Genomic DNA, 24,747 nt, shown 5'->3' with positions numbered 1-24,747 from the left:
CAACGAGTTGCATAGCAAGATGCTGGCATGTCGCTGGAGCACGCCATCCTGGTCTCGCTGCTGGAGCGCCCGGCCTCCGGGTACGAGCTGGCCCGGCGCTTCGACCGCTCGATCGGCCGCTTCTGGACCGCCACCCACCAGCAGATCTACCGGGTGCTCAAGCGGATGGACACGGACGCCTGGATCAGCGGCGAGCAGGTCGGCCAGGACGGGCTGCCCGACAAGAAGGTCTGGTCCGTCACCCCCGCCGGCCGGGCGGCGCTGGCCACCTGGCTGCGTGCCCCGGTGCAGCCCGAGGCGGTCCGGCACGAGCTGGCCGTCAAGATCCGCGGCGCGGCGTTCGCCGACCCGGCCGGCCGCGCCGCGCTGGTCGCCGAGGTCGAGCGGTACCGCGCCGACCACCAGGCCACCCTCGCCGGCTACCTGGCCGGCGACCGCCGCGACTTCCCGGACCCCGACGCGCTGGCCGCCCGCGAGTCGCTCCAGCACGTCGTGCTGCGCGGCGGCATCGCGTACGAGCGGATGGTGCTGGCCTGGCTCGACGACGTCCTCGCCACCCTCCGCGACCTCGACCCCCCACCAGAAAGGCGACCGGCGTGACCGACCCGCTGCTGCTCAACCCGCACACCTACGACCCCACCCACCTCGACGAGGCCTCCCGCCGGCTGTTGCGGGCCACCGTCGACTGGTTCGAGTCTCGCGGCAAGCAGGCGCTCGTGGACAGCTACAACCGCCGCGACTGGTACGGCGACTTCCTCGACTTCGCCGCCAAGTCCGGCCTGTTCGCCACCTTCCTCACCCCGGCGGCGGACGGCGGCGGCGACCCGGACAAGCGCTGGGACACCGCGCGCAACGCGGCGCTCAGCGAGATCCTCGGCTTCTACGGCCTCGGCTACTGGTACACCTGGCAGGTCACCGTCCTCGGGCTCGGCCCGGTCTGGCAGAGCGACAACGCCGCCGCCCGGGCCCGCGCCGCCGAACTGCTCGACGCCGGGCACGTGATGGCCTTCGGCCTCTCCGAGCGGCCGCACGGCGCCGACATCTACTCCACGGACATGCTGCTCACCCCCGACGGCGCGGGCGGCTTCCGGGCCACCGGCGGCAAGTACTACATCGGCAACGGCAACGTCGCCGGCCTGGTCTCCGTCTTCGGCCGCCGCGCCGACGTCGAGGGCCCCGAGGGGTACGTCTTCTTCGCCGCCGACAGCCGGCACCCCGCGTACCGGCTGGTCCGCAATGTGGTCAACGCGCAGATGTACGTCAGCGAGTTCCGGCTGGCGGACTACCCGGTGCGCGCCGAGGACGTGCTGCACACCGGGAAGGCCGCCTTCGACGCCGCGCTGAACACCGTCAACGTCGGCAAGTTCAACCTCTGCACCGCCTCCATCGGCATCTGTGAGCACGCCATGTACGAGGCGGTCACCCATGCCCACGACCGGGTCCTCTACGGCAGGCGGGTCACCGACTTCCCGCACGTCCGCCGGGAGCTCACCGACGCGTACGCCCGCCTGGTCGCGATGAAGCTGTTCAGCGGTCGGGCCGTCGACTACTTCCGCTCGGCCGGCCCCGACGACCGGCGGTACCTGCTGTTCAACCCGATGACCAAGATGAAGGTCACCACCGAGGGCGAGAAGGTCGTCGACCTGCTCTGGGACGTGATCGCCGCCAAGGGCTTCGAGGCCGACACCTACTTCGACAAGGCCGCCCGGGACATCCGGGGCCTGCCGAAGCTGGAGGGGACGGTGCATGTCAACCTGGCGCTGATCCTCAAGTTCATGGCCAACTACCTGTTCCAGCCGACCGACCACCCGTCGGTGCCGACCCGCCACGACCCGGCCGACGACGAGTTCCTGTTCCGGCAGGGCCCGGCCCGCGGCCTCGGCGCGATCCGCTTCCACGACTGGCGCGCCACGTACGACGCGCACGCCGCGGTGCCGAACGTGGCCCGGTTCCGGGAGCAGGCCGACGGGCTCTGCGCGCTGCTCGCCAGCCACGCCCCGGACGAGACTCAGCAACGGGACCTGGACTTCCTGCTCGCCGTCGGCCAGCTCTTCGCGCTGGTCGTCTACGGCCACCTCATCCTGGAGCAGGCGGAGCTGACCGGGCTGGACGGCGACGTGCTGGACGAGATTTTCGACCTCCTGGTCCGCGACTTCTCCGCGCACGCCACCGAGCTGCACGGCAAGGCGGCCACCACGCAGGAGCAGGCCGCGTGGGCGCTGGCGCACGTCCGCCGCCCGGTCCAGGACGCCGACCGCACCGCCCGGGTCTGGGAGCGGGTCGTCGCCCTCGCCGGTGCGTACGAGATGCACCCCTGACCGATCCGCCGGGTTCCTGTTCTTCCCGCCGGCGCACGCCGGGTCCGGCCCGCGTCGCGGCCCGTCAGGCCAGCGCGGTGGTGAGCCGGCGGGCCTCCGTCACCAGCCGGCTCCCGCCGCCCCGCGCCACCACGTCGGCCAGGCCCGGCACCTCGATCCGCACCCCGGTGGCGGTGGCGGTCTCCGCGGCCAGGGTGAGCAGGTCCGGGGTGCCCCGGGGCGGCGTCGGCGCGGCCAGCAGCGCCGGCAGCGCCGCGGCGAGCAGCCGCCAGGTGCTCAGCCGGGCACCGGCCGCGACCGCGTCGCGCAGCGGGGTCGCCGCCCGGGCGAGCGTCACCTGGCCGTCCGCCGCCAGCGCACCGAGCTGCACGCCCACGGCCGGCGCGTCCAGGTCCCTGGCCGCCGCCAGCATCAGCAGGGCGTCGAGCGTGGCGACCCGGTCCACCTCGTGCCGAGCGCACAGCCCGTACGCCAGCGCCAGGTCGAGCGCCGGGCCGCCCGCGCCCGTGCACTCGGCCAGCACCGGCAGGACCGTGGCACCCTCCCGCAGGTCCTCCTGCGCCGCCTTCGCGACCCCGGCCAGCAGGTGCGCGGCGACCAGCCCTCGGTGCCCGGGCAGCAGGGCCGGCCACAGGTCGCCCCAGCCGCCGTGCCCCCGTCCGACCAGGTGCGCCGGCACGGTGAGCAGCCCGAGCGGGTCGGCCACGCCGTCGGGTGGGGTGGTGGCGACCACGGTCCGCCGTTCCGGCATGCGGTCGTACCGGAAGTCGTAGTCGCCCATCCGCTCCCGCCGGCCGACTGTAACCACCCGGTGGACCGGTGCCGGGAGGACGTCCCCCCGCAGCCAGCCGGCCAGCTCGGCGCCGGCCGGCGTACCGAGCGCCGCCGCCCGCGCCGCCAGCGCCTCGTCCACGCCGGCAGGCAGCCGCAGCAGCGCCTGGGTGAGGTCCCACCGCCAGACCGGGCGGCCGCCGAGGGCGGCCAGCCGGTCGTACAGCGCAGTCGGGTCGACCGCGCCGGTGGCCGAGGTGGGCGCGGCGAGCAGGCCGGGATCGTCCCGCCTGTCCAACCGCTGCCCGATCTCGGCGAGCCGGGCGCAGTACAGCTGCGCCAACGCGGACCGGCGGGGCGGCTCGCCGGCCGCCCGGCCCCGGAACGGGCGCAGCGTCCGAGGGCGGGAGTCGGTGAGGATTCCGGCCCACTGGTCGCGGCGGGTGGCCGCCTCGGCCGGGGCGGCGGCGGCCAGCAGCACCCCGTGCAACTGGGCCGACAGGTTGAACACCGCCCACGGGTGGTCGAAGGCGCCGACCTGGTGGCGTTGCAGCACCGGCAGCAGCGCGGCCTCCAACCGGTCCCGGTCGGTGGTGCCCAACCGGACCAGCCCGTCGAGGACCCGCTCGACCGCCAGCGCCGGCCAACGCCGGCCGAGCAACGCCGACACCTCCTCGACCAACTCGTCCACCTCGACGATCGGGGGCGGGACGGCCGCCGCCGGCGCCGGGGGAGGCAGCTCGTCGCCGGCCAGCGTCACCGCGACGGCGGGGACCGGCCGGTGCCCGTGCCGCTGCGCCAGCGCCACCGCCCGGTCCCGCAGGTCCGCCGCCGGGTGTTCGGCGGCCACCACGAGCGCGGTGGCGATCTCCGCCGCCCGGTTCGGCTGCTGCCGGGCGAGCTTGTCCAGCCAGGACAGCTGCGCCCGCACCAGCGCCTTCTCCGGCCGGGTCAGCACCGCCCGGGCGGCGTCCAGCAGGGACTCCAGCTCCACCGCGTCACCCGGGTCGCGCAGCGCCCGCAGCGCCGTCGTGGCGACCGGCCCCGGCCCGTCGGCGAGCAACCGCAGGTACGCGCTCGCCCGCGCCGCCACCTCCTCCGGGGTCGGCGTCAGCAGGTCGTGCAGGGCCAGGAACGGGCGCAGCGCGACCGGCCGGTCCCCGCGCAGCAGCCGACCGAGGACCCCGTCCAGCAGGACCGCCCGGTCGACCCGCCCCTCCGCCGCCAGCGCGGCCAGGGCCCGGGGCGCCGCCTGCCGGTCGCCGCCGAACGTCAGGTCGGCTCCGACGCCGTCCACCTCGAACAGCCGGGGCAGCAGCACGTCCAGGAACGGGTCGGCGCGCAGCCGGTCGAGCAGGGGTGGCTGCTGCTGGCCGGAGGGCCGCTGCCACCACATCGCGTACGCCCAGCCGGCGACGAACGCGTCCCCGGTCGGCGGCGGCACCTTCTCCGCCAGCAGGAGCCCCGCCGTGAAGTGCCAGCCTTGCCACGGCTCGCTGCGGCGCATCCGGTCGGCCAGCTTGTACGCCAGGTCGGCCAGCCAGGTCACGCCCCGCTGCCGGGCCATGGCGACCACCGGCTCCGGGTCGGCGTCCCGCAGCATGACCGACCGCCGGCCGAGCAGCGCCGCCGCCTTCGTCGCGGTGCTGAGCGTGCCGACGGCCGCCAGCGCCAGCGCGGTCGCCTCCTTCCCCCACCACCAGTTGTCGCGCCGCCGCCGGACGTGGGCGACCAGCTCGTCGCCGAGCGCCCGGCGGGCCGGCTCGTCCAGCCCGTTCAGCACCGACCGGACGGCGCGCACGTCGCCCCGGATCAGGGACTCGAAGAAGTCCGTCACGCCCCCACCTCCGCCGGCGCCGCCACCATCGACACGGCCAGGGCGTGCTTGCAGGGCCCGCGCTGCCCGCGGTGCCGCCCCCACCACCGGCAGGAGCAGGTGTACGCCCCGTCCGGCAGCCGCCGCACCCGGTAGACCTCGTCGCCGCTGCGTACCGTGGCGTGCTCGCCCTCCCGGTGCACCGCGCCGCGCTCGACCAGCACCCGCGCCCCGACCAGGCGCGGGTTGTCCCGCTCGGCCCGCCCGGCGTCGTAGGGCATGACGCGGTGGAAGTACCCGCCCTCGGCCACGTCGTAGCCGACCCGCCCGGCGGTGCCGAGCTGCGCCAGCGTGGCACGGACCCGGTCGTCGGGCAGACCGGCCGCGTCGGCGAGCGCCGCGACGTCGATCGTCGGGTCCCAGGAGAGCAGGGCGGCCACCAGTTCCGCGTCGTCAACCACCTCGTCAGCGGCGAGTGCGAGCAGGGCCGCGCCCTCGCCGGAGAACCCCCGGTACGGCTCGGGGGAGAGGGTCAGCGACAGCCGCAGCGCCCCGGTGTCGAGCTCCCAGGTGCTCGGCACGGCGGGGGAGCCGGCTCGCACCGGTGGCCCGTACACCCGCAGGGTGCGCGCGTGCCGGAGCAGGCCGCGCAGCGCGGCGAGCCGGCCCGCACCGGCCAGGCAGACGGCGCCCGGCGCGGGCCGCGAGGTCAGCCGGAGCGTACGCCCGGCGGGCACCGCCCAGAGCACCGAACGGTCGGCACCCCCGGGGAGCCGGCGCAGGAACGCCGCCGCCTCGGCGGCGGGAATCTCGGCGCGTGGCTCGAACGCCGCGGTGAGCACCTGCACCTCGGCGAAGCCGCGTAGCCACCGTCCCGGCAGCGGGACCTTCCGCTCCACCACCGCGGCGTCCATCGTAGAGACCGTCAGGTCGTCCGGGCCGACGGCCACGTGCAGCGGCTCGATGCCGCCGACCCGGGCCAGCGCCTCCCGCAACGGCGGGTTGACGTCGACGTTGGTGGTGCCGTGCCCGACAATCTCGCCGTCGAAGCCGGCCGGCACGATGTCCATCCGGGCGTACACCCCGCAGCAGCCGGAGAACGACTCGAAGCGCAGGCGGTCCCGGCTGCCCGTCACCACCGGGTCCAGGCTCGCCGGGCTGACCGGCTGGTGGTAGCGGGTACGGGCCACCTCGGCGACGGCGAGCAGCCCCGTGGCCGCCGCCGCGGGGGTGGTCAGGTACCCGGAGAAGAACCGTGGGTTGGCCGCCGGGCCGCCGCAGGTCTGCAGGTCGAGACCGGCGGGGTGCAGCGCGGACGGCTGGCGGTATCGGTACGTCTGGACGGCGTTCACGGCGCACACCGTAGGGCGACGGACCGACATCCCCGCCCCCGGCCTGCTAGGTTGCTCCCCGTGTTCGCCCTTCCCCTGACCGACGACGCCGAGCTGCGGCCGCTCGAACCGTGGCACTCCGACGAGTTCCTCGCCAACCTCGACCGGTGCCGGGAGCACATCTCGCCCTGGGTGGGGGCGTCCTTCGTGGCCACCGACGCCGCCTCGGCCCGCAAGGTCCTGCAGAACTACGCCGACCGGTGGGCGCGCGACGACGGCGGCATCTGGGGCATCTGGCGGCGCGGCACCCTGGTCGGCGGCGTGCTGTTCGTGTCGCTCAACACCACCACGGGCGTCTGCGAGGCCGGGTGCTGGCTGGAGCCCGCCGCCGAGGGGCAGGGCCTGGTCACCCGCGCGGCCCGCGTGATCATCGACTGGGCGATCCGGGAACGCGGCATCCACCGGGTCGAGTGGGTGACCAAAGCCGGCAACGAGCGCAGCATCGCCGTCGCCCAGCGGCTGGGCATGCGCCGCGACGGTGTCCTCCGTGCGGCGGCCCCGACCTCCACCGGCCGGGCCGACATGGAGGTCTGGTCGGTGCTGGCCCCAGAGTGGACGGCCTGACGTTCTGTCGTACCCGGGCATCACCATGTGTCCATGGCTGCCCCTGCACTGGCCGACCGGTCTCCCCAGCCGCGTGCCCTGCCGCTCCGTGAGGTCCGCACCCGGCTCACCCAACTCGTCGCCCTCGCCGAACTGACCGACACCGTCACCGTCGTCACCCGCGACGGCGACCCGCGTCCGGTCGCCGCGATCGTGCCCGCGCCGGCCGCCCGGACGGCGGCACAGGCCCGGGCCGACTCCGAACGCATCGCCGCGATCAGCGCCGGCTGGTCCCGTCGCCTGGAGGAGCTGCACCGGCAGAGCGGCCGGCGGCACGCGGCCGAGCTGTGCGCGCTCACCGACGCCCTCGCCGAGGTCTGGGCGGAGCTGGACCGCCGGGCACCCGTCGGCGATCCGGTGCTGGCCCGGTTGCGCGCTGTCCACGCCGACCTGCTGCGTGACTGACCCGGCCCGGTTGGTCGGTCACCGACCACGATATTCACCGTCCGGCGCTGCTGAGCGGCTGATTGACTGAGGTTCTGATGATCGACTGGCGCACTGAGATCGACGAGATGTCGCTGGCGAGGCGGCTCGTGCAGGACGTCGACTCGGACGGGCTGTGGCGGTACGAGGTGGCTCGACCTCCAGCGGATCCTGGCACTCTGCGGGCCGTGGCGGAACGATCGGGTCATCCCCTCGACAGCGAACTTGAGTCGTTTCTGCGTCACGCCGACGGTTGGCCGGCGGTGTTTCAGAATGTCGATCTCTTCGGAACGCCTGAGCTGCTCGGCGCGGAGTTCGACGCCGCCCTTGAGCTCGTGTCGTACCTGGAACCGGAAGTGCTGGAGGAGGCAGCGGTAGAGCGGGATCGGCTGTTCCCGATCGCCATGTCAGCCGCCAGCATCGATGTCCATGTGATGCCGAGGGTGGGCAGCGAGTCGTCCGCACCGGTCATCTGGTTCGCGGGCGGGGAGGTGGAGCGCTACGACGGCTTCGTCGCGTTCTTCCGCGCCCTGCGGGCGCGCAATCTGAAGCAGGCTGAGCGTCTGCGGCGGAGAAGCTCGGAGACCTGAGTCGGTCAACGAACGGCCTGTCCGGAGTGACACCGCCGATGGCGACGACCCTCAGCGGGCCGCCGCCACCGGCACGTACGTCGTCAGTCCCGGCCGCGCTGGGCGCGGTAGCGGCGGATCAGCGCGGCGGTGGAGGAGTCCACGTCGCCCAGGTCCGGGCCGGTGCCGGTGAGCTTCGGCGCGAGCTGGTTGGCCATCACCTTGCCCAGTTCGACGCCCCACTGGTCGAACGGGTTGATGTTCCAGACGGTGCCCTCGGTGAAGACGATGTGCTCGTAGAGGGCGATCAGCTGGCCCAGCGTCGCCGGGGTGAGCTTCGGCGCGATGATCGAGGTGGTCGGGTGGTTGCCCGGCATCACCCTGTGCGGCACCACGTCGGCCGCGGTGCCCTCCGCCTCGACCTGCTCCTTCGTCCGGCCAAAGGCCAGCGCGGCGGTCTGCGCGAAGAAGTTCGACATGAACAGGTCGTGCATGTCGCCCAGGTCGTGGTTGGGCCGGCTGAACGCGATGAAGTCGGCCGGGATGAGCAGCGTTCCCTGGTGGATGAGCTGGTAGAAGGCGTGCTGGCCGTTGGTGCCGGGCTCGCCCCAGAAGATCTCCCCGGTCGGACAGGTCACCGGGGTGCCGTCGACGGTCACCGACTTGCCGTTGCTCTCCATCGTCAGCTGCTGCAGGTACGCCGGGAACCGGTGCAGGTACTGCGAGTACGGCAGCACGGCGTGGGTCTGCGCGCCGAGGAAGTCGGTGTACCAGACGTTGAGCAGACCCAGCAGCGCCGGCAGGTTCCGCTCGACCGGTGTGCTCCGGAAGTGCTCGTCGACGGCGTGGTAGCCGGCCAGCATCTCCCGGAATCGCTCCGGCCCGATGGCCAGCATGACCGAAAGGCCGACGGCCGAGGGCAGCGAGTACCGGCCGCCCACCCAGTCCCAGAAGCCGAACATGTTCTCCGGGTCGATGCCGAAGTCGCGGACCCGCTGCTCGTTGGTGCTGACCGCGACGAAGTGCCGGGCGATCGCCGAGTCGTCGGCGTCCAGCCCGGCGAGCAGCCAGCGGCGTGCCTGGTTGGCGTTGGCCAGCGTCTCCTGAGTGGAGAACGTCTTGGAGACCACGATGAACAGGGTGGTTGCCGGGTCCAGGTCGGTGGTCTTGTCGTGGATGTCGGTGGGGTCGATGTTGGAGACGAACCGGCAGCTGATGCCGGCGTCGCGGTAGGCCTTCAGCGCCTCGTACGCCATCACCGGCCCGAGGTCCGACCCGCCGATGCCGATGTTGACCACGGTGGTGATGCGCTCGCCGGTGTGCCCGCGCCAGGTGCCGGAGCGGACCCGCTCGGCGAAGGCGGACATCCGGTCCAGTACGGCGTGCACGTCGGCGACCACGTCCTGCCCGTCCACGACCAGCGAGGCGTCGCGCGGCAGGCGCAGCGCGGTGTGCAGGACGGCCCGGTCCTCGGTGGCGTTGATGTGCGCGCCGGAGAACATGGCGGCGATCCGGTCGGTCAGCCGGACCCGCGCGGCGAGGGCGGTGAGCAGCATCAGCGTCTCGTCGGTGACGAGGTTCTTGCTGTAGTCGACGTGCAGGTCGGCGACGTCGCCGGTGAGCCGTTCACCCCGCTGCCCGTCGACGGCGAACAGTTCCCGCAGGTGGGTGCCGCGCACCGCCTCGGCGTGCTTGCGCAGGGCCTGCCATTCGTCGGTGGTGGTGATGTCCACAGCCATCGGGTCGATCTTCTCCTTCACGACGGGTCTGTCAGCGGGGCGTCGGCGCGCCCGCTGCCGGCGACTCCACCAGCCTGCCACCCGGGACGGGCGGGCGCGACGGGACCCGACATCGCCCACGCCGTGGAACGACTCCCTGGACCGTTCACGGGCGACACGGACTTGGGACACCTGTTCGACATGCCCGTCACCCGGAGACAGCGTGCCGACGAGGACGACCCGTGTGACTACCAGAGTTAGTTGGCCACCACAGGAGTTAGTTGGCCACTGGTCGCGGCGGCGGGTTCGGCGGGTGGCCCGACCAACGTCGAACCACCGCCATTCAAGAACCACTCTCCGTAGTCAGTGCCTGAGACTGGGAGGTGCCGAGCCGCCCAAGCCCGCCCGTTATCTGCGGCAAGAGAGGAACGTTCAACTCCTGCCCCGCTCAGCCAACGGGAAGGTGGTATGCCTGGTCCAAGTGCCGCTGTCATCGGTCTGAACCATGAGCGTCACCTTCCGGGCACGTCCCGGGAGCGGCAGATGCTGTTCGAGGGACCGTTCTGCAGCTTGCATGTCCGCCAGGTCGCAGCCATCAGCCACCGTCAGGTGAGGCACGACGTCGTCAAACTGCCCCTCGTACGGCGGGAAAGCCGGGAAGGCTGTGTGCACGAGCTCGGTGAGGATCCGGAACGGCTGGGGATCCTCTGGCGCGAGCCACAGAACCTCGTCGCCAAACCATGCGGTGCGGGTCAGCCGAAAGTCGAACGCTGCGGTACCGGCGAGGATCCGTTGCAGCTCAGCTGCGACCACCGGGTCGATCTGAGCTGGAGGCACAAACGGAAACAGCACGGTGACATGTGCCGGGACCCCTAACTTGGCGCTGGCGTCGGGGACATCACGGTGGCGTCCCACTGCCGCTTCCGCCTCGGGGACCTCGAGGACTAGGGCACTTCGACGGAGTACCGGACCCATGGCACAAGCCTAGGTCTTGGCGTAACCGGGGAAGCACTGGACCCGGGACGAACTCGCGGATAGCGGCTATGAGCGGATGCGTAGGGGCTCGGCCGCCCCCCATCGACGCATCCTCCGGCGAGCAGGTACGGCTCTCCCGGGCCGGCAACCGACAGATCAACCGGGTGCTGCACATCATGGCCACAGTCCAGCTACGCAACCCCACCGAGGGACGCGCCTACTTCGACCGGAAGAAGGCCTCCGGCAAGACGTCAATGGAAGCGATGCGTGCGCTGAAACGACGCCTGTCCGACATCGTCTACCGACACATGATCAACGACGCCGTGGCCGCCGCGGCGGCGGGTCCGGAAGGACACCGGGGAACGACAACTGACTCCACCGTGACCAGCTCACATCCCCAAGCCGGCTCTTCGGAGAAGTCACTTCCCGGACCCGCCAAGACTCAGCTTAGAACCCCGCTCCCAGCGTTGTCTTGACACAGAGGGAGCCAGATCCGGATGTCGATTACGCCGAGCACGGTCAGCTGCCGATCATCGTCTCTGTGTCGGCATTGATGCACCACCATGACCCTTGAGGTCGGACAAAAATTCCCGACTACGCGGCGGCGTTACGGCTAACCTTGCGGCCGTGACGGGACATGACGTGCGACTGGAGCAGGAACACGATCACGCGGCGGTGCGGGAAGTTCACGCCCGCGCGTTCGGCCATCCAGACCGGGTGCCGGGCCTGGTTGACGACCTGCGGACCGCCCGAGCGCCGTTGCCACCACTGTCACTGGTGGCCACCGTCGACGACTCGGAAGGCGATCGGGTCGTCGGGCACGTGATGCTCAGCGGTTGCCGGTTGGACGCGTCGGAGCGGTTGGTGGCCGTGTACGCGCTGTCGCCGCTGGGCGTACTGCCGGAGTTCCAGCGATCCGGGATCGGCACCGCGTTGATCGGCCACGCCTTGTCCGCCGCCGACGCCCAGGGCATACCGCTGGTGTTCTTGGAGGGCGCGCCCGGCTACTACGGTGCGCGTGGCTTCGACGACGCCGAGCGGCTGGGCTTCCGGCCGCCGACGCTGCGGTACCCGCCGGGCGCGTACCAGGTCGCCCGGCTGTCGGCGTACGAGGACTGGATGCACGGCACCCTTGTCTACTCCGACGTCTTCTGGGCCCACGACTGCGTCGGCCTGCGCGGCGAACGGCTGCGTGCGCTCCAACGAGCCGGAGGCCGATGACCCATGGTGTCAGCGGTCCGGTGGCGCCGCGGTACGGCCGTCGCCAACTTGACCACTGATCGATGGTCAACAGCACGAGCCGGTAAAGATCAGCGCCGGGGCGGGCCGTCGGCCGTTCCCTATCGGGCACTCGACACCCGGATCTCGGCAGAGTCGGACGTGGCCCACCCGCCGAGCTGCCAACGCCCGACCAGCGGCATGAGAGTGTGGCTGGTCGTCATCGCGGGCAGGTCCCGCCCTCAACCGGGAGAACACCTTCGCATGAGTAGGTCACTGGTCCGGTCTCCGGGCGGCGTGTGCGGACACTCCCGCCTGACGTGGCGGTCTCCGGCCCCGCGGTCAGTCGTCGACCGCTTGGTAGACAGCGGTCCAGAAGTCGTGCGACCTCGGCAGCCTCTGGTCGCCTGCGTGCGCCCGCTGCATGATGAAGATCGTCGTCATGTCCTCGGCGGGATCGTTGTACCAGGCGGTGCCGTAGAAGCCGGGCCATCCGTAGCTCCCGACCGATGGGCCGAGGTGCGTACGGCGGGTGCGGACCGACATCCCGAAACCCCAGCCCATGGTGTCGAAGTACCCCGGCCAGAACCCGGAGACCGCCTTCTGCGCCGGGGTCAGGTGGTCGCTGGTCATCAGGGTCACCGATGGCCGCGAGAGCACCCGCTCGCCGCGGTGGGTGCCGCCGGCGAGCAGAGCCGTGGCGAAGGCGAGGTAGTCGTCGGCGGTGGAGACGAGCCCGCCGCCACCTGATTCGAACGCCGGCGGCCGACTCCACCGCCCGTCGGGGGCGTCTTCGACAACCGGCTCACCGGTGGCGGCATTGTCGCGCTCGTACGCCGTCGCCAACCGGCCGATGCTCTCGCCGCTCACGCTGAAGGCGGTGTCCTTCATCGCGAGCGGATCGCAGATCCGCTCGCGCAAGGCATCTGCGAAAGACATGCCGGTGGCCCGGGCGATGAGCACGCCCGTCACGTCGGCGGCGGTGTCGTACATCCAGCGCTCACCTGTCTGGTGGACGAGCGGAAGCGTGCCGAGCCGGCGGATCCACTCGTTCGGCGGCGGCTTGCCGAGTGCGTTCAGCGCGTCGGCGATCGGGACCGTTCCCGGCTCGGCAGGGACCATGCCGGTGCCGAGGGTGTAGGTCAGCAGATCCCGCAGCGTTATCGGGCGTTTCGCCGCAACGGTGTCTTCCAGTGGCCCGTTGGGATCGGTGAGCACGGTCATGTCCGCCAGCTCCGGGAGGAGGTCGTCGACCGGGTCATCGAGGCGGAAGGTGCAGTCCTCGATGAGCGTCATCGCACACGCGGCGACGATCGGCTTCGTCATCGAGGCCATGCGACAGATCGTGTCGCCTGCCATCGGTGTCCTCGACCCTGCGCCCTCGAACGCGAGATTGCCCGTTGCTTCGATGTGCACCTCGCCGTGGCGGGCGAGGACGGCCACCACACCCGGGACAAAGCCGGAGTCGACGTGACGCTCGAGCAGCTCTCGCACCCGAGCCAGCCGTTTCGACGAGAAGCCACCAGTAGCCACCTGTCTCCTCCTCATCTCGTCCGTCCGCGAGTTACATGTTGCGCGACGACCACACGTTCCGCGAGGACGTTGAGGAAGAGACCCCGTCGAGCAGTACCGGTCATCGGCAGAAGCGCTTGTCCTGGTCGCTACGTTCCAGAGGCCATGTAGGCGGCGAGGATGTAGTTGGGGTGGCGGTCGAGGTTCTTGCGGGCGCGGTCGTAGCGCATGGTGGTGCGGGGATCGGCGTGGCGGGCGGCGATCTGCACGTCGCGCAGGCTCACGCCGGCGTCGAGCATGTGGTGACGAAGGTGTGGCGCTGATGTGCGGGTGCATCCTCGGCATCCGGATCCCGGCGCTGGCGGCCAGGTGCTTGAGCCGGCGGGTTGCCGCGTGCCGGTCCATCCGCGATCCGAGGTTGTTGCGGAGGATCGGGCCGTCGATGCGGTCGTCGACCGCACGGTCCACGGCCCTGGCCACCGCGGGTGGCAGCGGGATGAGGACGACCTTGCCGCCTTTGCCGCGTACCCGCACGACGCGGTGTCCGTGTTCCTCGCCGAGGTCGCCGATGTTGGCGCCGCAGGCGTCGAAGATCCGCAACCCGAGCAGGCCGAGCATGGCGATCAGCGCGAAGTCGTTCGGGTTGGCCGATCGCCGCGCGGTGGTGATCCGGGCCTCGAACTGGAGGTGGCCCAGCCCGAGGGTGGGTGATTCGGGGGGGCACCACCGGTCTGCGGACGTAGTCGGCCGGTGAGTGCGGCAGGATGCCATCGATGACGCAGACACGGTAGAAGCCGACCATGACCGACAGGCGGCGGGAGACGGTTGAGGGCTGGAAGCGGCGGACGTCCTGGAGCCAGCGCACGTACCGCTCGATGTCCACGCGTGCGGCCGACAGCGGATCCAGATTCTGGCCGGTGCACCAGGTCAGGAAGACTCGCAGGTCGGACTCGGTGTGCAGCCGCGAGTCACCCCGGTACCGACCGAGATAGGCCGATACCGCCGCACGGAGAACGACACGATCAGGAGAGATGACACCGAGACCAGAAGTAAGAGAGGGTCATACCTCACGGTTCGTCACCAACCAAGTCGGCTCCAACGCCCTACAGGCGGCAGACGAGATAGTTGCGCCTGCGTCGGCTTTAGGGGCGATGTCTAGACTTCGCGTCGTGGCAGACACGGGAGCCTACGCCGACGAGTGTGTTGCCGCCGCGTGGGCGCGGATCGAGGTTGGCCTGAGTCGCGTCCTGCCGGCTTCCCTGCGGCAGTTCGCGGTGCCGGCCGAAGTACCGGCAATCGATGTGGTGGAGGCCGCCTTGGCGGTGGCGCTGCCACAGGATTTTCGCGCCAGTCTCCGCATCCACAACGGGACGAAGTGGATTTCCCCCGGCTCGGGTCAGCCCAGCCCGGTACCGCTGGATTACCTCTACGACACCGACCAGATCGTCGAGGTGACCCGGACGTGGCGCGACAACTATGCCGCGGACCCGGTCTTTGACGATCCTCGGGTCTGGGCGTACCTGGTCGACCAGGCGGACATCTGCCTGAACGGGCCGGTGCGGCCGATTGTGGGTTCGGCGGGCGCGGTGGTGGTGGGTGACATGAACGGCGACGTGCATTGGTTTCTCGACTTCGATCCGGCACCGGGGGGAACGCCCGGACAGGTGGTTCGGGTTGATGTCGAGTGCTCCTCGTGGGACGTGCTGGCCCCGTCCTGGACGCAGCTTCTCGTTCGCTATGCCGAGGATCTGGAACTGTTCGCGGCAGATCCTGACAGCTCGAGCCTCGTGATCGATCAGGACTTCGGACCGGAGTGCGAATGGGGCAGCACGCCGACGGACTCTTGGGGGACACGTCCCGCATGGCTTCGAGACGTTCAGGCTCGAAATCCGTACTCGTAGTGACCTGTGACCCTGCAGGCCAGCCGTCCTCACGGTCGAGTGTGCCGCCCACCGCCTACGTGATCCTCAAGAGAAGCGAATGCCCTGTCATCGGCAAGACCGAGCCCCGAGTTGATCGACCTACCGGTCACGCTGCGCGACGCGCGGCCAGCAGCGGAAGAGGCGCGCATCGCGGCAGATCCGGATACGTGACCTTGGCAAATCCGCACGGCGGCGGTGGTAACAGCCGTGACGGTGACAATCGGGTCGTGGATTCAGGCCGGTCAGGCGGCCGGTTCGCTAGTGGGCGACCGGTGGCCTCCGTGGCACGCGACCAACGCGTCTGCCACGATTTCAGCGTCAGCTTCTGCGACGTCCGCTGGGTACTCCGGTAGCAGGTCGTCCCAGACGACCAGCCACGACCCGTACAATTGGGCCTGCCCCTCGGGCCGAGCGAAGAACCAGACGTGCAGGTGGGCGCCACCATCTCCGATGCGGTAGACGTGGGCCCGCGAGATGTGCGGCAGTGCCTGCATGTGGCGGACGATGCGAGTGCTCAATAGCCCCAGTTCGGCGGCCAGTTCGTCAGGTAGATCCGCCATGTCGTAGTGATCGCGCGGATACAGCATGAGCACCAGCGGGACGCCCACTCCCGGAATCCGGACCAGGCGCCAGTGATCGTTGAACCAGATCCCTTCGTCCCGGTCGCGGCAGGCGTTGCAGTCCGACGGATCCTCGCCGTGCCGCGCGGGCTCCGGGAGCACCGGCGGGCGCAACGGCGCTACGCGCAGTCCGTCCGGCTCGAACGGGCTGATCTCCCATCCCGTCATGCGCGCCAACGGGAGCCGGCGTTCGCTGTCCGCGACGGCGACTGCGTGGTCATAGAACTCGTCCGGTCGCAAGGCCATGCGGCGAAGACTAGTACGACAAGATTCCAAGTGATCGACAGCCCCGTTGTGGCTGCCAGGCACCGCCCGATGGTCTCGTACTCGATGGTCCGGATGAACTCGAAGCATCCGCTCGTCGGCACGACAGCGCACTGCGCCGGGCGGGGCCAACGCGCGGACAGCGGCAGATCCGTGCAGGGGTTTGGTGCGAGAGACTTGGACTCGTGAGCGTTGACGACGTCGTTGCCCAGGTGCGTGACTTGTTGAGGCGGGTCCCGCGACCGCCGGACATGCCTGGCGCTGGCGGCGCTGACGAGGCGTCGATCGCCGATCTGACTCGCCGATTGGGTCACGAACTGCCGGCACCACTGCTGGAGTGGCTCCGTCTGTGCCGGGGCGATGCGGGCCACCTGGAACAACAGCCCGGCCGCCCGGGCCGGGTAGTCATCGGTTGGAACGTGCATCACCAACTCTTGGTGCAAGGCCCCGTCACTCGGCAGGTTGAGATGACGCCGCGACAGCCCGACGGTCACCAGGGTCGTGACCCCGCCGAACGGGACGTCGGGGCCAAACCATGCCACCTGAACGCCCTCCGGCGTCGTACCGTCGCCTCGGCTACCACCCGCGATGAGCCCGAGGAACGACTCCAGGTGTTCAATCAATCCAGCCACTCGGTGATCATCTCCGATCGAGCCACGTCAGGGTTGGCTGGTCAGGTGGTGCACAGACAGTTGGCCGGTATCGCCACCACAGGCAAGCAGGGTGCCGTCGGCGGAGAAGGCGATTCGGTGGGTGCGGCCGGTGTGCGATGGCGCCAGCGTCAGTGGTGAGGGTTCGCCGGTCGGCAGGTGCAGGGTGGCACCGAGTCGGCCGCCGATGGCAAGGAGGTCCCCATCTGGGGAGTACTGCCAGCTGAAGCAGGTGCCGTAGCGGTCGGTGCGGTGCGGGTCGGCCACGGCCCAGGCGAGGGTGTCGCCCTCGATGGGCAGGGCGAACGGTCCCTCGGCGAAGCCGCCGGTGGCGAGGACGAGCCGCTCGGTGGGGTCGAAGCCCAGGTGCCTGATCCCGGTGCGGCCGGTCGTGCTGGCGAACGGGAACGGGAACCGGGTGCTATGCAGCAGCCGACCGGTGTCGACGTGCCACAGCTGCACGGTGGCGTCGTGCACGCCATAGGTGAGGGCAAGCAGCCGCCCGGAGGGCGACAGGGCTCCAGCGCGACACTCGGGTTGGTCGGCGACGTGCAGGACCAGTACGTCATCGCCGGTGCTGGTGGCACGGACACGGACCCGGTCATCGGTGTCGAACAGCAGCAGCCGATGCCGGGTGGCGTCCTGGACCGGCCGGGCGCAGAAGGGGTTGAACCGGGCAGTGCTGAACTGTTCGTAGGCTGCGAGGATGCGGGTGGCGCCGGTGGTGAGGTCGAGGTGACGGGTCTCGTCGTTGAGCGCGTAGACCAGGCCGGTGCCGTCGGCGTCGAACAGCACGGTGTGGATGAACGTCTGCTTCGCTGGGCCGCTGCCGGGTGTCTCGGTGTGCACGAGTCGGCGCCGGCCGGTCGAGACATCGATGAGCTGTAGGTCTGCACCGTAGGCGCCACGGTGCAGCGAGGCAACGGCGAGGGTGTGGCCTTGCGGATGCAGGTCGAAGGTCTGTGGGCCGTCGCTGTTCGGCGGGGCGCAGCGCAGGACGGGCTCACCAGGTGGGGTGCCGGCTGAGTCGCGGACAAAGACGAAACCCTCGCGCATGCGAGCGGCGGCCTCACGTGCGAGGGCGTCGCGGGCGGCCTGCGGGTTGGGAAGATCGCGGCTACTGTGCCGCTCCTTGGCGGTGCCTCTCCACGAGCGGCGCAGCAGGCGGGCACCGTCGACCGCGAGGTGCAGGTGTCTGGGTGCGGGCGGGTCGGGATGGGTAAGCAGCACCTCGTCGGTCGGCACGGACGGACTGTAGCGAACCACCGGCCGCGTTCGAGGCCAGGACCGGTAGGCCGTCGAAGCGGGGTAACGCGCTCGCACATCGAACATCCGCTTCTCGGCAGATCCCCCCACACTCAGCGGCAGAAGCGTGCACCCGCCCATAAGCGCGGGCTCAAAAGACGGCCGGAAAGTTAGGAACGAGTGGTCTGCGATGCGGTTCGGCTGAAGCAGCGTTTACCGGGCGTTCGAGGGGCGCGACGCGGGGTCGTCAAGGTGGAGAGCCCAGGGGCAAAGCAAAGTCAGGTGATCATGTGGACGTGCTGCTGAGCGGCGGTTTCGCTGTCTGAGGCCGGTTCATAGACGCGGCCTTCCTAAGTGGATGATGAAGGTTCTCTACGCCAGCATCGTCTGCAAAGAAAGGCCGCTCGTGGCAGTCTCCCATGCCTTGACCGCTTGCGTCACTGACAGCGGCGCTGACATCGACGTTTCCGACGTGACCGCGTTGTACGAGGTGTTCTCCCAGGTCAGCGACCCACGCAAGCCTCGGGGAGTGCGTCACGGGCTGCCGGCGGCGTTGACCATGTTGGCGTTGGCGGTGCTCTGCGGAGCCCGCAACTTCCGCCAGGCCGCCGACCGGGTCGCCGAGCTGCCCGCGCTGCTGCTGGCCGCCGCGGGCGCCCGCGTGGACCCCCGCCACGGCCGGCGGATACCGCCCAGTCGGGACACCCTGCGCCGTGTGGCCGAGACGATCGACGCCGCCGCCACCGACCGCCTGCTGTGTCAGTGGATCGCCACCCGCATCCCACCCACCGACGGCGGGCGGCCTGGCCTGGCCTTGGACGGCAAGACCGTACGGGCCTCCCACGACGGCGACCCCGCCAACAACGTGAGACTGTTCTCCGCGATGCGCCACGACACCGCCGTCGTGATCGCTCAACTCCGGGTGCCCGACGACACCACCGAGGTCACCCAGGTCCAAGCGTTGCTGGACCCGGTCGAGATCGCCGGCGCGGTGATCACCGCCGACGCCGCGCACCCCTCGACCGACACCGCCACCTACCTGCACCACCGCGGCGCCGGTTACGTGTTCACCGTCAAGGGCAACAGACCCGCCCTCCTCGCGGCGATCTGGCAGCGCCTACCCGCCGCGACCAGCGACAGCGCCGCCCACACTCACCGCGAACACCGCTCGGGACTCATCATCGAGCGTCGGATCTGGACCGCCGACGCCGCCGGCATCGAGTTCCCCGCCGCCGCGCAGGTCTTCCGGATCCGCCGCGACACCTACGACCTGACCGGCCAACGCCTGCACAAGGACATCGTCCACGGGATCACCAACCTGGACGCCCAGGCCACCACAGCCGCGGACATCGCCGACTACACCCGCCGACACTGGGGCATCGAGAACAAGATCCACTGGGTCCGGGACGTCCTCTTCGCCGAAGACCACCACCATGCCTGGCTCGGTGCCGCCGCCCACACCATGGCCCTGTTCCGCAACCTCGCCATCGGACTGATCCGCCTCGCCGGCCACTCCAAGATCAAACAGGTCCTGGAGCGACTCCACGGCAACAAACTGCTGATCCTGCCACTACTCGCCGCATCCCGAACATGATCAACTGACTTTGCTTTACCTCTGGTGGAGAGCCAGAGCCGTCACTCATATCCCATGGCCGGGATGACCTTGCCGAGTGCTTCTTCGATGAACTCGCGGGTTTCGTCGTCGAATTGGTCGTTGCGGTTCGTCAGCTTGTGCGACTGAAACGTTGAAGGGGTGGCGAAGTCGTCGACGTCGAGCCGTTCGAACAGGGCGCGGCGCTGCCCGGGCCAGTCGGCTGCGAGATCTTCTGCTTTCACCTCGATGTATCGCCTGCCCGTCAGGTCGACCGTGTTCTTCCAGGTGAGCCATCGGTGGTAGACCGGCTTGAGGTAGGCGAGCGCGCCGTCGACGGTGGGCGGTGCCCATGGCTGGGCCAGGTGGGATGCGAGCACTGAGACCGGGTGACGCTTGATGTGCACGATGGTCGCTTCGGGGACCAGTTCCCAGAGGAACTCCATGCACAGCAGGTTGAACGGTGTCTTCTCGCACCAGGTCGGCTTGCCGGCGTCGGCGGCTGCTCCGCCGAACATGGTGTCGATCAGGCCCCGCAAGATTCCGAGCAGTTCGCCCCGGTCGCTGAAATACCTGGGAAGTACCCGCCGGCGGCTCAGCGGCTCGAACGGCCCGGCAGGCCGGTCGGCGTTCCCGAAGCCTTCCGCGGGCGCAGGTTCGTCGTATGTGTACGCGATCAACTGCGGCCAGAGCTGTTGCACCGCGTCCCGGTAGCGCCGCTCGCCGACCAGCTCGGGAACGGTTTTGCCGCGATCGTCGCGCCGGCCGGGCACTCGTACGGTGAGGAAGTCGCTCAGCCGGTGCAGGGCGTCCTCACCGACGGTGGGGTCGTATCGATCGGTGAGCGCGTCGGCCAGGTCCCGCAGGCCACCCGGGTCGATGAGAAACCGGGTCTCCATGGGAATCCGATGGATCAGCGGATGTTCGCCGATGATGTCGGCGATCCGTGACGTTCCCGAACGCCCCGTACCCGCAACGAAGATCGGTGAGGGGAAAGGCATGGCGAGCAGTCAAACTCTCAGCCCGGCGCCTGTGCAAGCCATTTATCCCCTTCACCCGCTGCTACGGGCCGGACCCGCACCCGCCGCGCCGAGTGCGTGCCGGACGGCCGCCTCCAACAAGCGAGCAACGAATTATCGACGCTTCCCAACGCGCCGCATCCCTCACACACTGATGCACTGATCTCGGCAGTTCAGGATGCCCGCTCGACTCAGTAGCCAGCTACCAACCGTGGCCGCTCCTGAACGGTCGGCACGCACGGGCAGCGGCAGAAGCGGATGTTGCTCATGGCGTGGATGAGCTGGGTCGCGGTTGTGGTACGACTTGCTCCGCGTGATCGGCTTGGTCGCGGCGGCTGCAGTTAGGGATGGTGGGCATGTTCAAGTGGCGCCGCGACGAGGTGCCGGATCCCGAGATCGAAATAGGGCCGGACGGGCTGCCGACGCCGCAGTCGGTGGCGGCCATCGAGCGGGCTGCACGAGCAGGGCACGTGGTGTCGATGGCCAACCTCGGTCTTGGGTTGTACCAGCGCGGCGAACACCGCGACGGGCTGCGGTGGTTGGAGAAGGCATGGCGATCAGGCAACGCTCCCGCAGGCTTCAATCTCGGCACCATCTATGCCCAGCAGGGTGACACCAACCGCGCCGACGTGATCTGGCAGAAGGCCGCAGACCTGGGCGACCCTGATGCCATGGTGGGCCTGGCGCGGCTCGCACTCGGGCGGGGCGACCACACGAGCGCCACGCGGTGGGTTCACCCGGTGCTCAACCAGGATGAGATGTTCCCCATCACGGCGTTGGGCGTCGCGTTCCGCGACTACGGCGACGAGAGCACTGCGCTGCGGGCGTTCACCCGCGCGATCAATCTCGGCGACCCGTACGCGATGGAGTACACGGCGCACATACTTGAGGCCCGAGGCCGCACCGGCGACGCTGCTCGGTTACGCGCACGCGCCGAAGCGGTCCGCGACGCCGCAGGCGGCGACGACGCTCCCTTCCGGTGAGCCGGCATCGCAGCCGACGCGCAGCCCCAGATAGGCAAACTGGCCGCCGACGCGATCAAGCGTGGACGTTCTCACTGACGCCTGAGTGCATCTAGAAGCCCCGTACCACTGGCCAATCCTGCCGGCCAGCGTGAACGTCCGGCTCTCGCCAAAGTCACGCGACTTGCGGCAATTGCGGATGTTGCTCTGGCGTCCGTCGGCGTCGCTTGTCAAGATTCCGTGTGTGCATGGCCACGACTGGCTGAACACGGCGGATCGCTTCGCCCCAGGCCGCGAGCTGTTCCGGTCATACCGTGGGTTCCATCTGTTGGCCCAGACGGTCAGCCATGGCCAGCTCCTACTCCGCTCGCCGCGATCCGCGGGGCAGCCGACCCGCATCGACGTGTTGTTCAAGCCCGTGTCGACGCAGAAGATCCGCCATAGCTACGACCGCCTGGTGATCCGCTGCGCCAGCAGCGAGGAGCAGGCCCGCATCCAGGAGCAGTTGCCCGACGGCACGCCCGGCCAGGACGAGCACCTATTCGTGCTGGAAACGGCGGACTCGCTGGACTGGGTCGTGGCGATGGCTGTCGGGTGGCACGAGGATGACGAGCCCGGCGACATCAGCCGTTTCGTCTGGCTCGACGAAGGCAGGAAGCCGGTGGTGCAGAGGCCACTCGATGGAGCCGACGGCGGCCTCAGTCACGGCCTCGCCTCCTTGGATGAGGTCGTCGCCGCGCTGCGAGCGGGCGAGCGACCACCCGACATTGCGGATCCACGTCACGCCTACCTGCATGTCGTCATGGTCAGGATCAGTTGGCCTGGTCAAGATGGCACTGTTGCGCCGGTCGGGGCGTTCCTGACGCGAGAAGCCGCCAACGACTACCTAACATCGCGGCATCCGTTCGAGGGTGCCGAGTTCTACGTGGAGACCGTGCCACTCAGCTTCTAGCGCCGTTCGCAGCTTGACCCGCGACTCCAGCAGGGGCGGCCGGCCGATCGCGCGCTCAGCGGCAGATCAGGATGTCGGCGGTGGTCGGCGGTGACGACAAGGCCCAAAGTCGGGTTGGCACATGTACGGCTGGGATGATCGTGGCCATGTGGTTGGAGTCGCGGTGGACGGCTACGTCGGATCGTGGAGTGGTGCCGGTACACGGTTCGTTGGCGGTCTATCCCGGTACGTTCGATCCGTTCACCCCGGGGCACCGCGACCTGGTGGCCCGTGCCCGGGTGATGTTCGACCAGGTCATCGTGTTGCTGGCGGTGAACGCCGACAAGCGACCAACCGCCGAGGCCACGACCAGGGCCGTACACGTGCGCGACGCCATGCCGGCAGCCTGGGGCAATGTCGAGGTGGACACCTGGACCGGCCTGACCACCGCCTACTGCCTGCGCCGCGGCGCCACGGTCATCGTCCGCGGCCTACGTACGGCCGCGGACCTTCGCCACGAGTACCAGCTCGCTGCGATGAACGAGCAACTCGGCATTCAGACCGTCTGGTTGCCGTCCCGTCCGCAGCTGGCCGCCACTTCGTCCACGGTCGCACGCGCATACCGCTCGGCACAGTCGGCCCGTCCGTCCTTGAACGCTGAAGAGTGACCCCCAGGGGTACCGGAATGTTGGCAACGCCTCGAGGTGGGATGCACTCTTCTCGGCATGTCCGCAAGGGAACCGCACCGAGGCTGACCGACGCAGCGTGACCGGTGTGCCGAGGCCCCAGCGCGCACGATCGGCGGCATGAGCGTGCGTCGCGGCGCGCTGTCACAAGCCGATGGGTCGGTAGGTCAATGCCGCGTCGACGATGGTCTCGGGTGGCGCGTTGACCAGCTCCGGTGGCGGCCAGAAGATCAAATCGGTGACTCGTGGGTGCAGGACGTTGGTCTCCAGCAGCAGAACGTAGTAGTCGGTGTCGTCGTCGGCTGCCTGTATCCGGCGGACGATCTCGATCAGCTCGTCGCGGGTGACGTTGGCGACCTTCGGCCTTGCGGGTCGGGCGGCCTCGAGCGCGAAGTCCTCGAGTTGCGAGACTTCCAGTAGGTGAGGAAGTAATCGGCGGTGTAGTCATGGCCGGTTTCGGCGTTGAACCCGGCGATCGCTGCGTCGGCCGACTCGCCGCGTTCAAGCAGCCCCGCGATGGTCGCGATGGCGGTACACAGCTCTGCGATGCGCTGTGGTCCGACCACCGGCGGGCAGAGCTCGGGGCGCGACTCCATCCGAACATTGTCCACGGGCCGGCCGGCGTCTTCTTCTGAGCACAAGCCCCACGCTCATCGGCCACGACCGAGCGCGACGCTTGACCAGCGGCAGTTGAGGATGTCGGCGGGGACGGCGAACATCATGGTGTGCCGATCGCACGCCGTGACCAGAGCCGTCTGGGCGCGTCGGGCAGAGACCCACGACTCGCGGGAGAAGAATGTGACTTCCGAGCTGTCGTTGATCGGTCTTTGGGCGGTCGCTGGGTGCAGCACACTGACCCTATGAACCGTCCGGCTGCGTTCCTCGCCGATCCGCCGCAAAGCCCGGCGGTGACTGCCGCCTACGAGGCTGATCTCACCTCCGACGGCTACGTCAACAACCTCACTCGTGTCTGGTGCTGGCGTCCTGATGTGCTGGCGTCTTTCCAGGCCCTGCGTGCTGATCTCCTGGCCGATTCAGGCCTGTCGCTCAGGGAAGTAGCCGTGATGGTCGCCGCCACCGCCGCTGCCCGCAGCGACGCTTACTGTGCGCTGGCGTGGGGTTCCAGGCTGGCCGAACTCAGTGACGAGGCGACCGCCGCAAGGGTGCTGCAAGGCGTTGATAGTGACCTGTCCGAGCGGGAGGCCGCACTGGCCGGTTGGTCTCGTCAGGTCGTCCGGGATCCGAATGCCACGACCGAGGCCCACGTGGAGCGCTTACGCGACGCGGGTCTCAATGACCAGGAAATCTTCGAGGCGACGACCTGGATCGCGTTCCGGCTAGCGTTCTCCACCGTCAACGACGCGCTGGGAGCACGGCCAGATCCGCAGCTTGCTGAGAAGGCACCTCGGCTCGTCCGGGAAGCCGTCACCTACGGCCGCCAAGTCTAGGCGCGACTGCTATGGCTACCTGATGCGCCGGCTCGCCGAGCGCGCCTCGAACGTGGTCTTCTTCGCCCGCGCCCTGATCCTCAGCGGTAGTCGGC

At 69.8% G+C, this 24,747-nt stretch carries 26 protein-coding genes; 17 read left to right on the top strand and 9 right to left on the bottom strand.

From position 1 onward, the window contains the following. Positions 1 to 27: 27 nt before the first annotated feature. Together OG799_RS14755 and OG799_RS14750 are read left to right on the top strand one after the other, a co-directional pair. Entirely contained in the window at positions 28 to 600 is a 573-nt protein-coding gene (locus OG799_RS14755) for a PadR family transcriptional regulator (protein ID WP_406045602.1), read from the top strand. Continuing rightward, entirely contained in the window at positions 597 to 2,318 is a 1,722-nt protein-coding gene (locus OG799_RS14750) for an acyl-CoA dehydrogenase (RefSeq protein ID WP_406045601.1), read from the top strand. The genes OG799_RS14755 and OG799_RS14750 overlap by 4 nt, the downstream gene beginning before the upstream one ends. A gap of 64 nt (positions 2,319 to 2,382) precedes the next feature. Here OG799_RS14750 and OG799_RS14745 read toward each other — a convergent pair whose 3' ends face one another. Next, complete coding sequence (locus OG799_RS14745; protein ID WP_406045599.1) at positions 2,383 to 4,926, bottom strand: DUF6493 family protein; 2,544 nt, start codon at positions 4,924 to 4,926, stop codon at positions 2,383 to 2,385. Then, complete coding sequence (locus OG799_RS14740; RefSeq protein ID WP_406045598.1) at positions 4,923 to 6,257, bottom strand: SWIM zinc finger family protein; 1,335 nt, start codon at positions 6,255 to 6,257, stop codon at positions 4,923 to 4,925. Before OG799_RS14740 ends, OG799_RS14745 begins: the two co-directional genes overlap by 4 nt. A 60-nt stretch (positions 6,258 to 6,317) precedes the next feature. On the opposite strand from OG799_RS14740, the gene OG799_RS14735 reads away from it, so the two are divergent. The 3 genes from OG799_RS14735 to OG799_RS14725 all read left to right on the top strand — a co-directional run bounded on the left by OG799_RS14735 (position 6,318) and on the right by OG799_RS14725 (position 7,912). Continuing rightward, positions 6,318 to 6,860 carry a GNAT family N-acetyltransferase gene (locus tag OG799_RS14735; RefSeq protein ID WP_406045597.1) on the top strand — a complete coding sequence of 181 codons (543 nt, stop codon included), beginning with the start codon at positions 6,318 to 6,320 and terminating at the stop codon, positions 6,858 to 6,860. Positions 6,861 to 6,893: 33 nt separating this feature from the next. Then, entirely contained in the window at positions 6,894 to 7,304 is a 411-nt protein-coding gene (locus OG799_RS14730; RefSeq protein WP_406045596.1) for a type II toxin-antitoxin system Phd/YefM family antitoxin, read from the top strand. Positions 7,305 to 7,381: 77 nt separating this feature from the next. After that, a complete protein-coding gene (locus OG799_RS14725) occupies positions 7,382 to 7,912 on the top strand; it encodes an SMI1/KNR4 family protein (RefSeq protein WP_406045595.1) in 531 nt (176 codons plus the stop codon). 83 nt (positions 7,913 to 7,995) lie between these two features. Here the strand turns inward: OG799_RS14725 and pgi are convergent, their stop codons facing one another. Together pgi and OG799_RS14715 are read right to left on the bottom strand one after the other, a co-directional pair. Then, positions 7,996 to 9,630, bottom strand: a complete 1,635-nt coding sequence (gene pgi / locus OG799_RS14720) for a glucose-6-phosphate isomerase (protein ID WP_406046290.1) — start codon at positions 9,628 to 9,630, stop codon at positions 7,996 to 7,998. 411 nt (positions 9,631 to 10,041) lie between these two features. Further along, positions 10,042 to 10,584, bottom strand: coding sequence for a 2'-5' RNA ligase family protein (locus OG799_RS14715; protein WP_406045594.1), 543 nt, complete (start codon positions 10,582 to 10,584; stop codon positions 10,042 to 10,044). A 164-nt stretch (positions 10,585 to 10,748) separates the two neighbouring features. Between OG799_RS14715 and OG799_RS14710 the strand changes: the two genes are divergently transcribed. Together OG799_RS14710 and OG799_RS14705 are read left to right on the top strand one after the other, a co-directional pair. Next, positions 10,749 to 11,060 carry a hypothetical protein gene (locus OG799_RS14710; RefSeq protein ID WP_406045593.1) on the top strand — a complete coding sequence of 104 codons (312 nt, stop codon included), beginning with the start codon at positions 10,749 to 10,751 and terminating at the stop codon, positions 11,058 to 11,060. Between the two features lie 151 nt (positions 11,061 to 11,211). Then, entirely contained in the window at positions 11,212 to 11,805 is a 594-nt protein-coding gene (locus OG799_RS14705) for a GNAT family N-acetyltransferase (protein ID WP_406045592.1), read from the top strand. A gap of 339 nt (positions 11,806 to 12,144) precedes the next feature. Here OG799_RS14705 and OG799_RS14700 read toward each other — a convergent pair whose 3' ends face one another. Both OG799_RS14700 and OG799_RS14695 read right to left on the bottom strand, forming a co-directional pair. Further along, on the bottom strand, positions 12,145 to 13,335 hold the full coding sequence (locus OG799_RS14700; RefSeq protein ID WP_406045591.1) for a serine hydrolase domain-containing protein: 1,191 nt from the start codon (positions 13,333 to 13,335) through the stop codon (positions 12,145 to 12,147). A gap of 128 nt (positions 13,336 to 13,463) precedes the next feature. Then, a complete protein-coding gene (locus tag OG799_RS14695; protein ID WP_260428394.1) occupies positions 13,464 to 13,613 on the bottom strand; it encodes a hypothetical protein in 150 nt (49 codons plus the stop codon). Positions 13,614 to 13,638: 25 nt separating this feature from the next. Here OG799_RS14695 and OG799_RS14690 point away from each other — a divergent pair, with 25 nt between their 5' ends. Together OG799_RS14690 and OG799_RS14685 are read left to right on the top strand one after the other, a co-directional pair. After that, positions 13,639 to 14,025, top strand: a complete 387-nt coding sequence (locus tag OG799_RS14690; RefSeq protein ID WP_406045590.1) for a hypothetical protein — start codon at positions 13,639 to 13,641, stop codon at positions 14,023 to 14,025. 458 nt (positions 14,026 to 14,483) lie between these two features. Then, entirely contained in the window at positions 14,484 to 15,215 is a 732-nt protein-coding gene (locus OG799_RS14685) for an SMI1/KNR4 family protein (protein WP_406045589.1), read from the top strand. 263 nt (positions 15,216 to 15,478) lie between these two features. On the opposite strand, the gene OG799_RS14680 is transcribed toward OG799_RS14685, so the two are convergent. Together OG799_RS14680 and OG799_RS14675 are read right to left on the bottom strand one after the other, a co-directional pair. Continuing rightward, positions 15,479 to 16,102: a hypothetical protein gene (locus tag OG799_RS14680; RefSeq protein ID WP_406045588.1), complete on the bottom strand. Its 624-nt coding sequence runs from the start codon at positions 16,100 to 16,102 to the stop codon at positions 15,479 to 15,481. 677 nt (positions 16,103 to 16,779) lie between these two features. Continuing rightward, positions 16,780 to 18,015 (bottom strand): WD40 repeat domain-containing protein, encoded by a 1,236-nt coding sequence (locus OG799_RS14675; protein WP_406045587.1) that lies wholly within the window; start codon positions 18,013 to 18,015, stop codon positions 16,780 to 16,782. 472 nt (positions 18,016 to 18,487) lie between these two features. On the opposite strand from OG799_RS14675, the gene OG799_RS14670 reads away from it, so the two are divergent. Beyond that, positions 18,488 to 19,609, top strand: coding sequence for an ISAs1 family transposase (locus OG799_RS14670; RefSeq protein ID WP_406045586.1), 1,122 nt, complete (start codon positions 18,488 to 18,490; stop codon positions 19,607 to 19,609). Between the two features lie 41 nt (positions 19,610 to 19,650). On the opposite strand, the gene OG799_RS14665 is transcribed toward OG799_RS14670, so the two are convergent. Continuing rightward, a complete protein-coding gene (locus tag OG799_RS14665) occupies positions 19,651 to 20,379 on the bottom strand; it encodes a sulfotransferase (RefSeq protein WP_328423274.1) in 729 nt (242 codons plus the stop codon). Positions 20,380 to 20,406: 27 nt separating this feature from the next. Between OG799_RS14665 and OG799_RS14660 the strand changes: the two genes are divergently transcribed. The 7 genes from OG799_RS14660 (at position 20,407) to OG799_RS14630 (ending at position 24,652) form a co-directional block, all read left to right on the top strand. Further along, complete coding sequence (locus OG799_RS14660) at positions 20,407 to 20,556, top strand: hypothetical protein (protein ID WP_341477406.1); 150 nt, start codon at positions 20,407 to 20,409, stop codon at positions 20,554 to 20,556. 425 nt (positions 20,557 to 20,981) lie between these two features. Beyond that, on the top strand, positions 20,982 to 21,608 hold the full coding sequence (locus tag OG799_RS14655; protein WP_406045585.1) for a tetratricopeptide repeat protein: 627 nt from the start codon (positions 20,982 to 20,984) through the stop codon (positions 21,606 to 21,608). Positions 21,609 to 21,738: 130 nt separating this feature from the next. After that, positions 21,739 to 22,539: a hypothetical protein gene (locus tag OG799_RS14650; RefSeq protein WP_406045584.1), complete on the top strand. Its 801-nt coding sequence runs from the start codon at positions 21,739 to 21,741 to the stop codon at positions 22,537 to 22,539. 188 nt (positions 22,540 to 22,727) lie between these two features. After that, positions 22,728 to 23,186: a pantetheine-phosphate adenylyltransferase gene (gene coaD, locus OG799_RS14645; protein WP_406037453.1), complete on the top strand. Its 459-nt coding sequence runs from the start codon at positions 22,728 to 22,730 to the stop codon at positions 23,184 to 23,186. 138 nt (positions 23,187 to 23,324) lie between these two features. Then, complete coding sequence (locus tag OG799_RS14640) at positions 23,325 to 23,624, top strand: hypothetical protein (RefSeq protein WP_406045583.1); 300 nt, start codon at positions 23,325 to 23,327, stop codon at positions 23,622 to 23,624. A gap of 26 nt (positions 23,625 to 23,650) precedes the next feature. After that, on the top strand, positions 23,651 to 23,839 hold the full coding sequence (locus tag OG799_RS14635; RefSeq protein WP_406045582.1) for a hypothetical protein: 189 nt from the start codon (positions 23,651 to 23,653) through the stop codon (positions 23,837 to 23,839). A 225-nt stretch (positions 23,840 to 24,064) separates the two neighbouring features. Further along, positions 24,065 to 24,652: a carboxymuconolactone decarboxylase family protein gene (locus OG799_RS14630; RefSeq protein ID WP_406045581.1), complete on the top strand. Its 588-nt coding sequence runs from the start codon at positions 24,065 to 24,067 to the stop codon at positions 24,650 to 24,652. Positions 24,653 to 24,747: the final 95 nt, after the last annotated feature.

The organism is Micromonospora sp. NBC_00898 (assembly GCF_045207895.1).
Classification (GTDB): Bacteria; Actinomycetota; Actinomycetes; order Mycobacteriales; family Micromonosporaceae; genus Micromonospora.
This window is presented reverse-complemented; position numbering and strand designations above follow the sequence as displayed.

Bases quoted from the DNA above. Each gene is read 5' to 3' on its own strand.
- OG799_RS14755 (WP_406045602.1), top strand. From the start codon at position 28: ATGTCGCTGGAGCACGCCATCCTGGTCTCGCTGCTGGAGCGCCCGGCC.
- OG799_RS14730 (WP_406045596.1), top strand. From the start codon at position 6,894: ATGGCTGCCCCTGCACTGGCCGACCGGTCTCCCCAGCCGCGTGCCCTG.
- OG799_RS14725 (WP_406045595.1), top strand. From the start codon at position 7,382: ATGATCGACTGGCGCACTGAGATCGACGAGATGTCGCTGGCGAGGCGG.
- pgi (WP_406046290.1), bottom strand. From the start codon at position 9,630: ATGGCTGTGGACATCACCACCACCGACGAATGGCAGGCCCTGCGCAAG.
- OG799_RS14715 (WP_406045594.1), bottom strand. From the start codon at position 10,584: ATGGGTCCGGTACTCCGTCGAAGTGCCCTAGTCCTCGAGGTCCCCGAG.
- OG799_RS14695 (WP_260428394.1), bottom strand. From the start codon at position 13,613: ATGCTCGACGCCGGCGTGAGCCTGCGCGACGTGCAGATCGCCGCCCGC.
- OG799_RS14680 (WP_406045588.1), bottom strand. From the start codon at position 16,102: ATGGCCTTGCGACCGGACGAGTTCTATGACCACGCAGTCGCCGTCGCG.
- OG799_RS14655 (WP_406045585.1), top strand. From the start codon at position 20,982: ATGTTCAAGTGGCGCCGCGACGAGGTGCCGGATCCCGAGATCGAAATA.
- OG799_RS14640 (WP_406045583.1), top strand. From the start codon at position 23,325: ATGAGCGTGCGTCGCGGCGCGCTGTCACAAGCCGATGGGTCGGTAGGT.
- OG799_RS14635 (WP_406045582.1), top strand. From the start codon at position 23,651: ATGGCCGGTTTCGGCGTTGAACCCGGCGATCGCTGCGTCGGCCGACTC.
- OG799_RS14630 (WP_406045581.1), top strand. From the start codon at position 24,065: ATGAACCGTCCGGCTGCGTTCCTCGCCGATCCGCCGCAAAGCCCGGCG.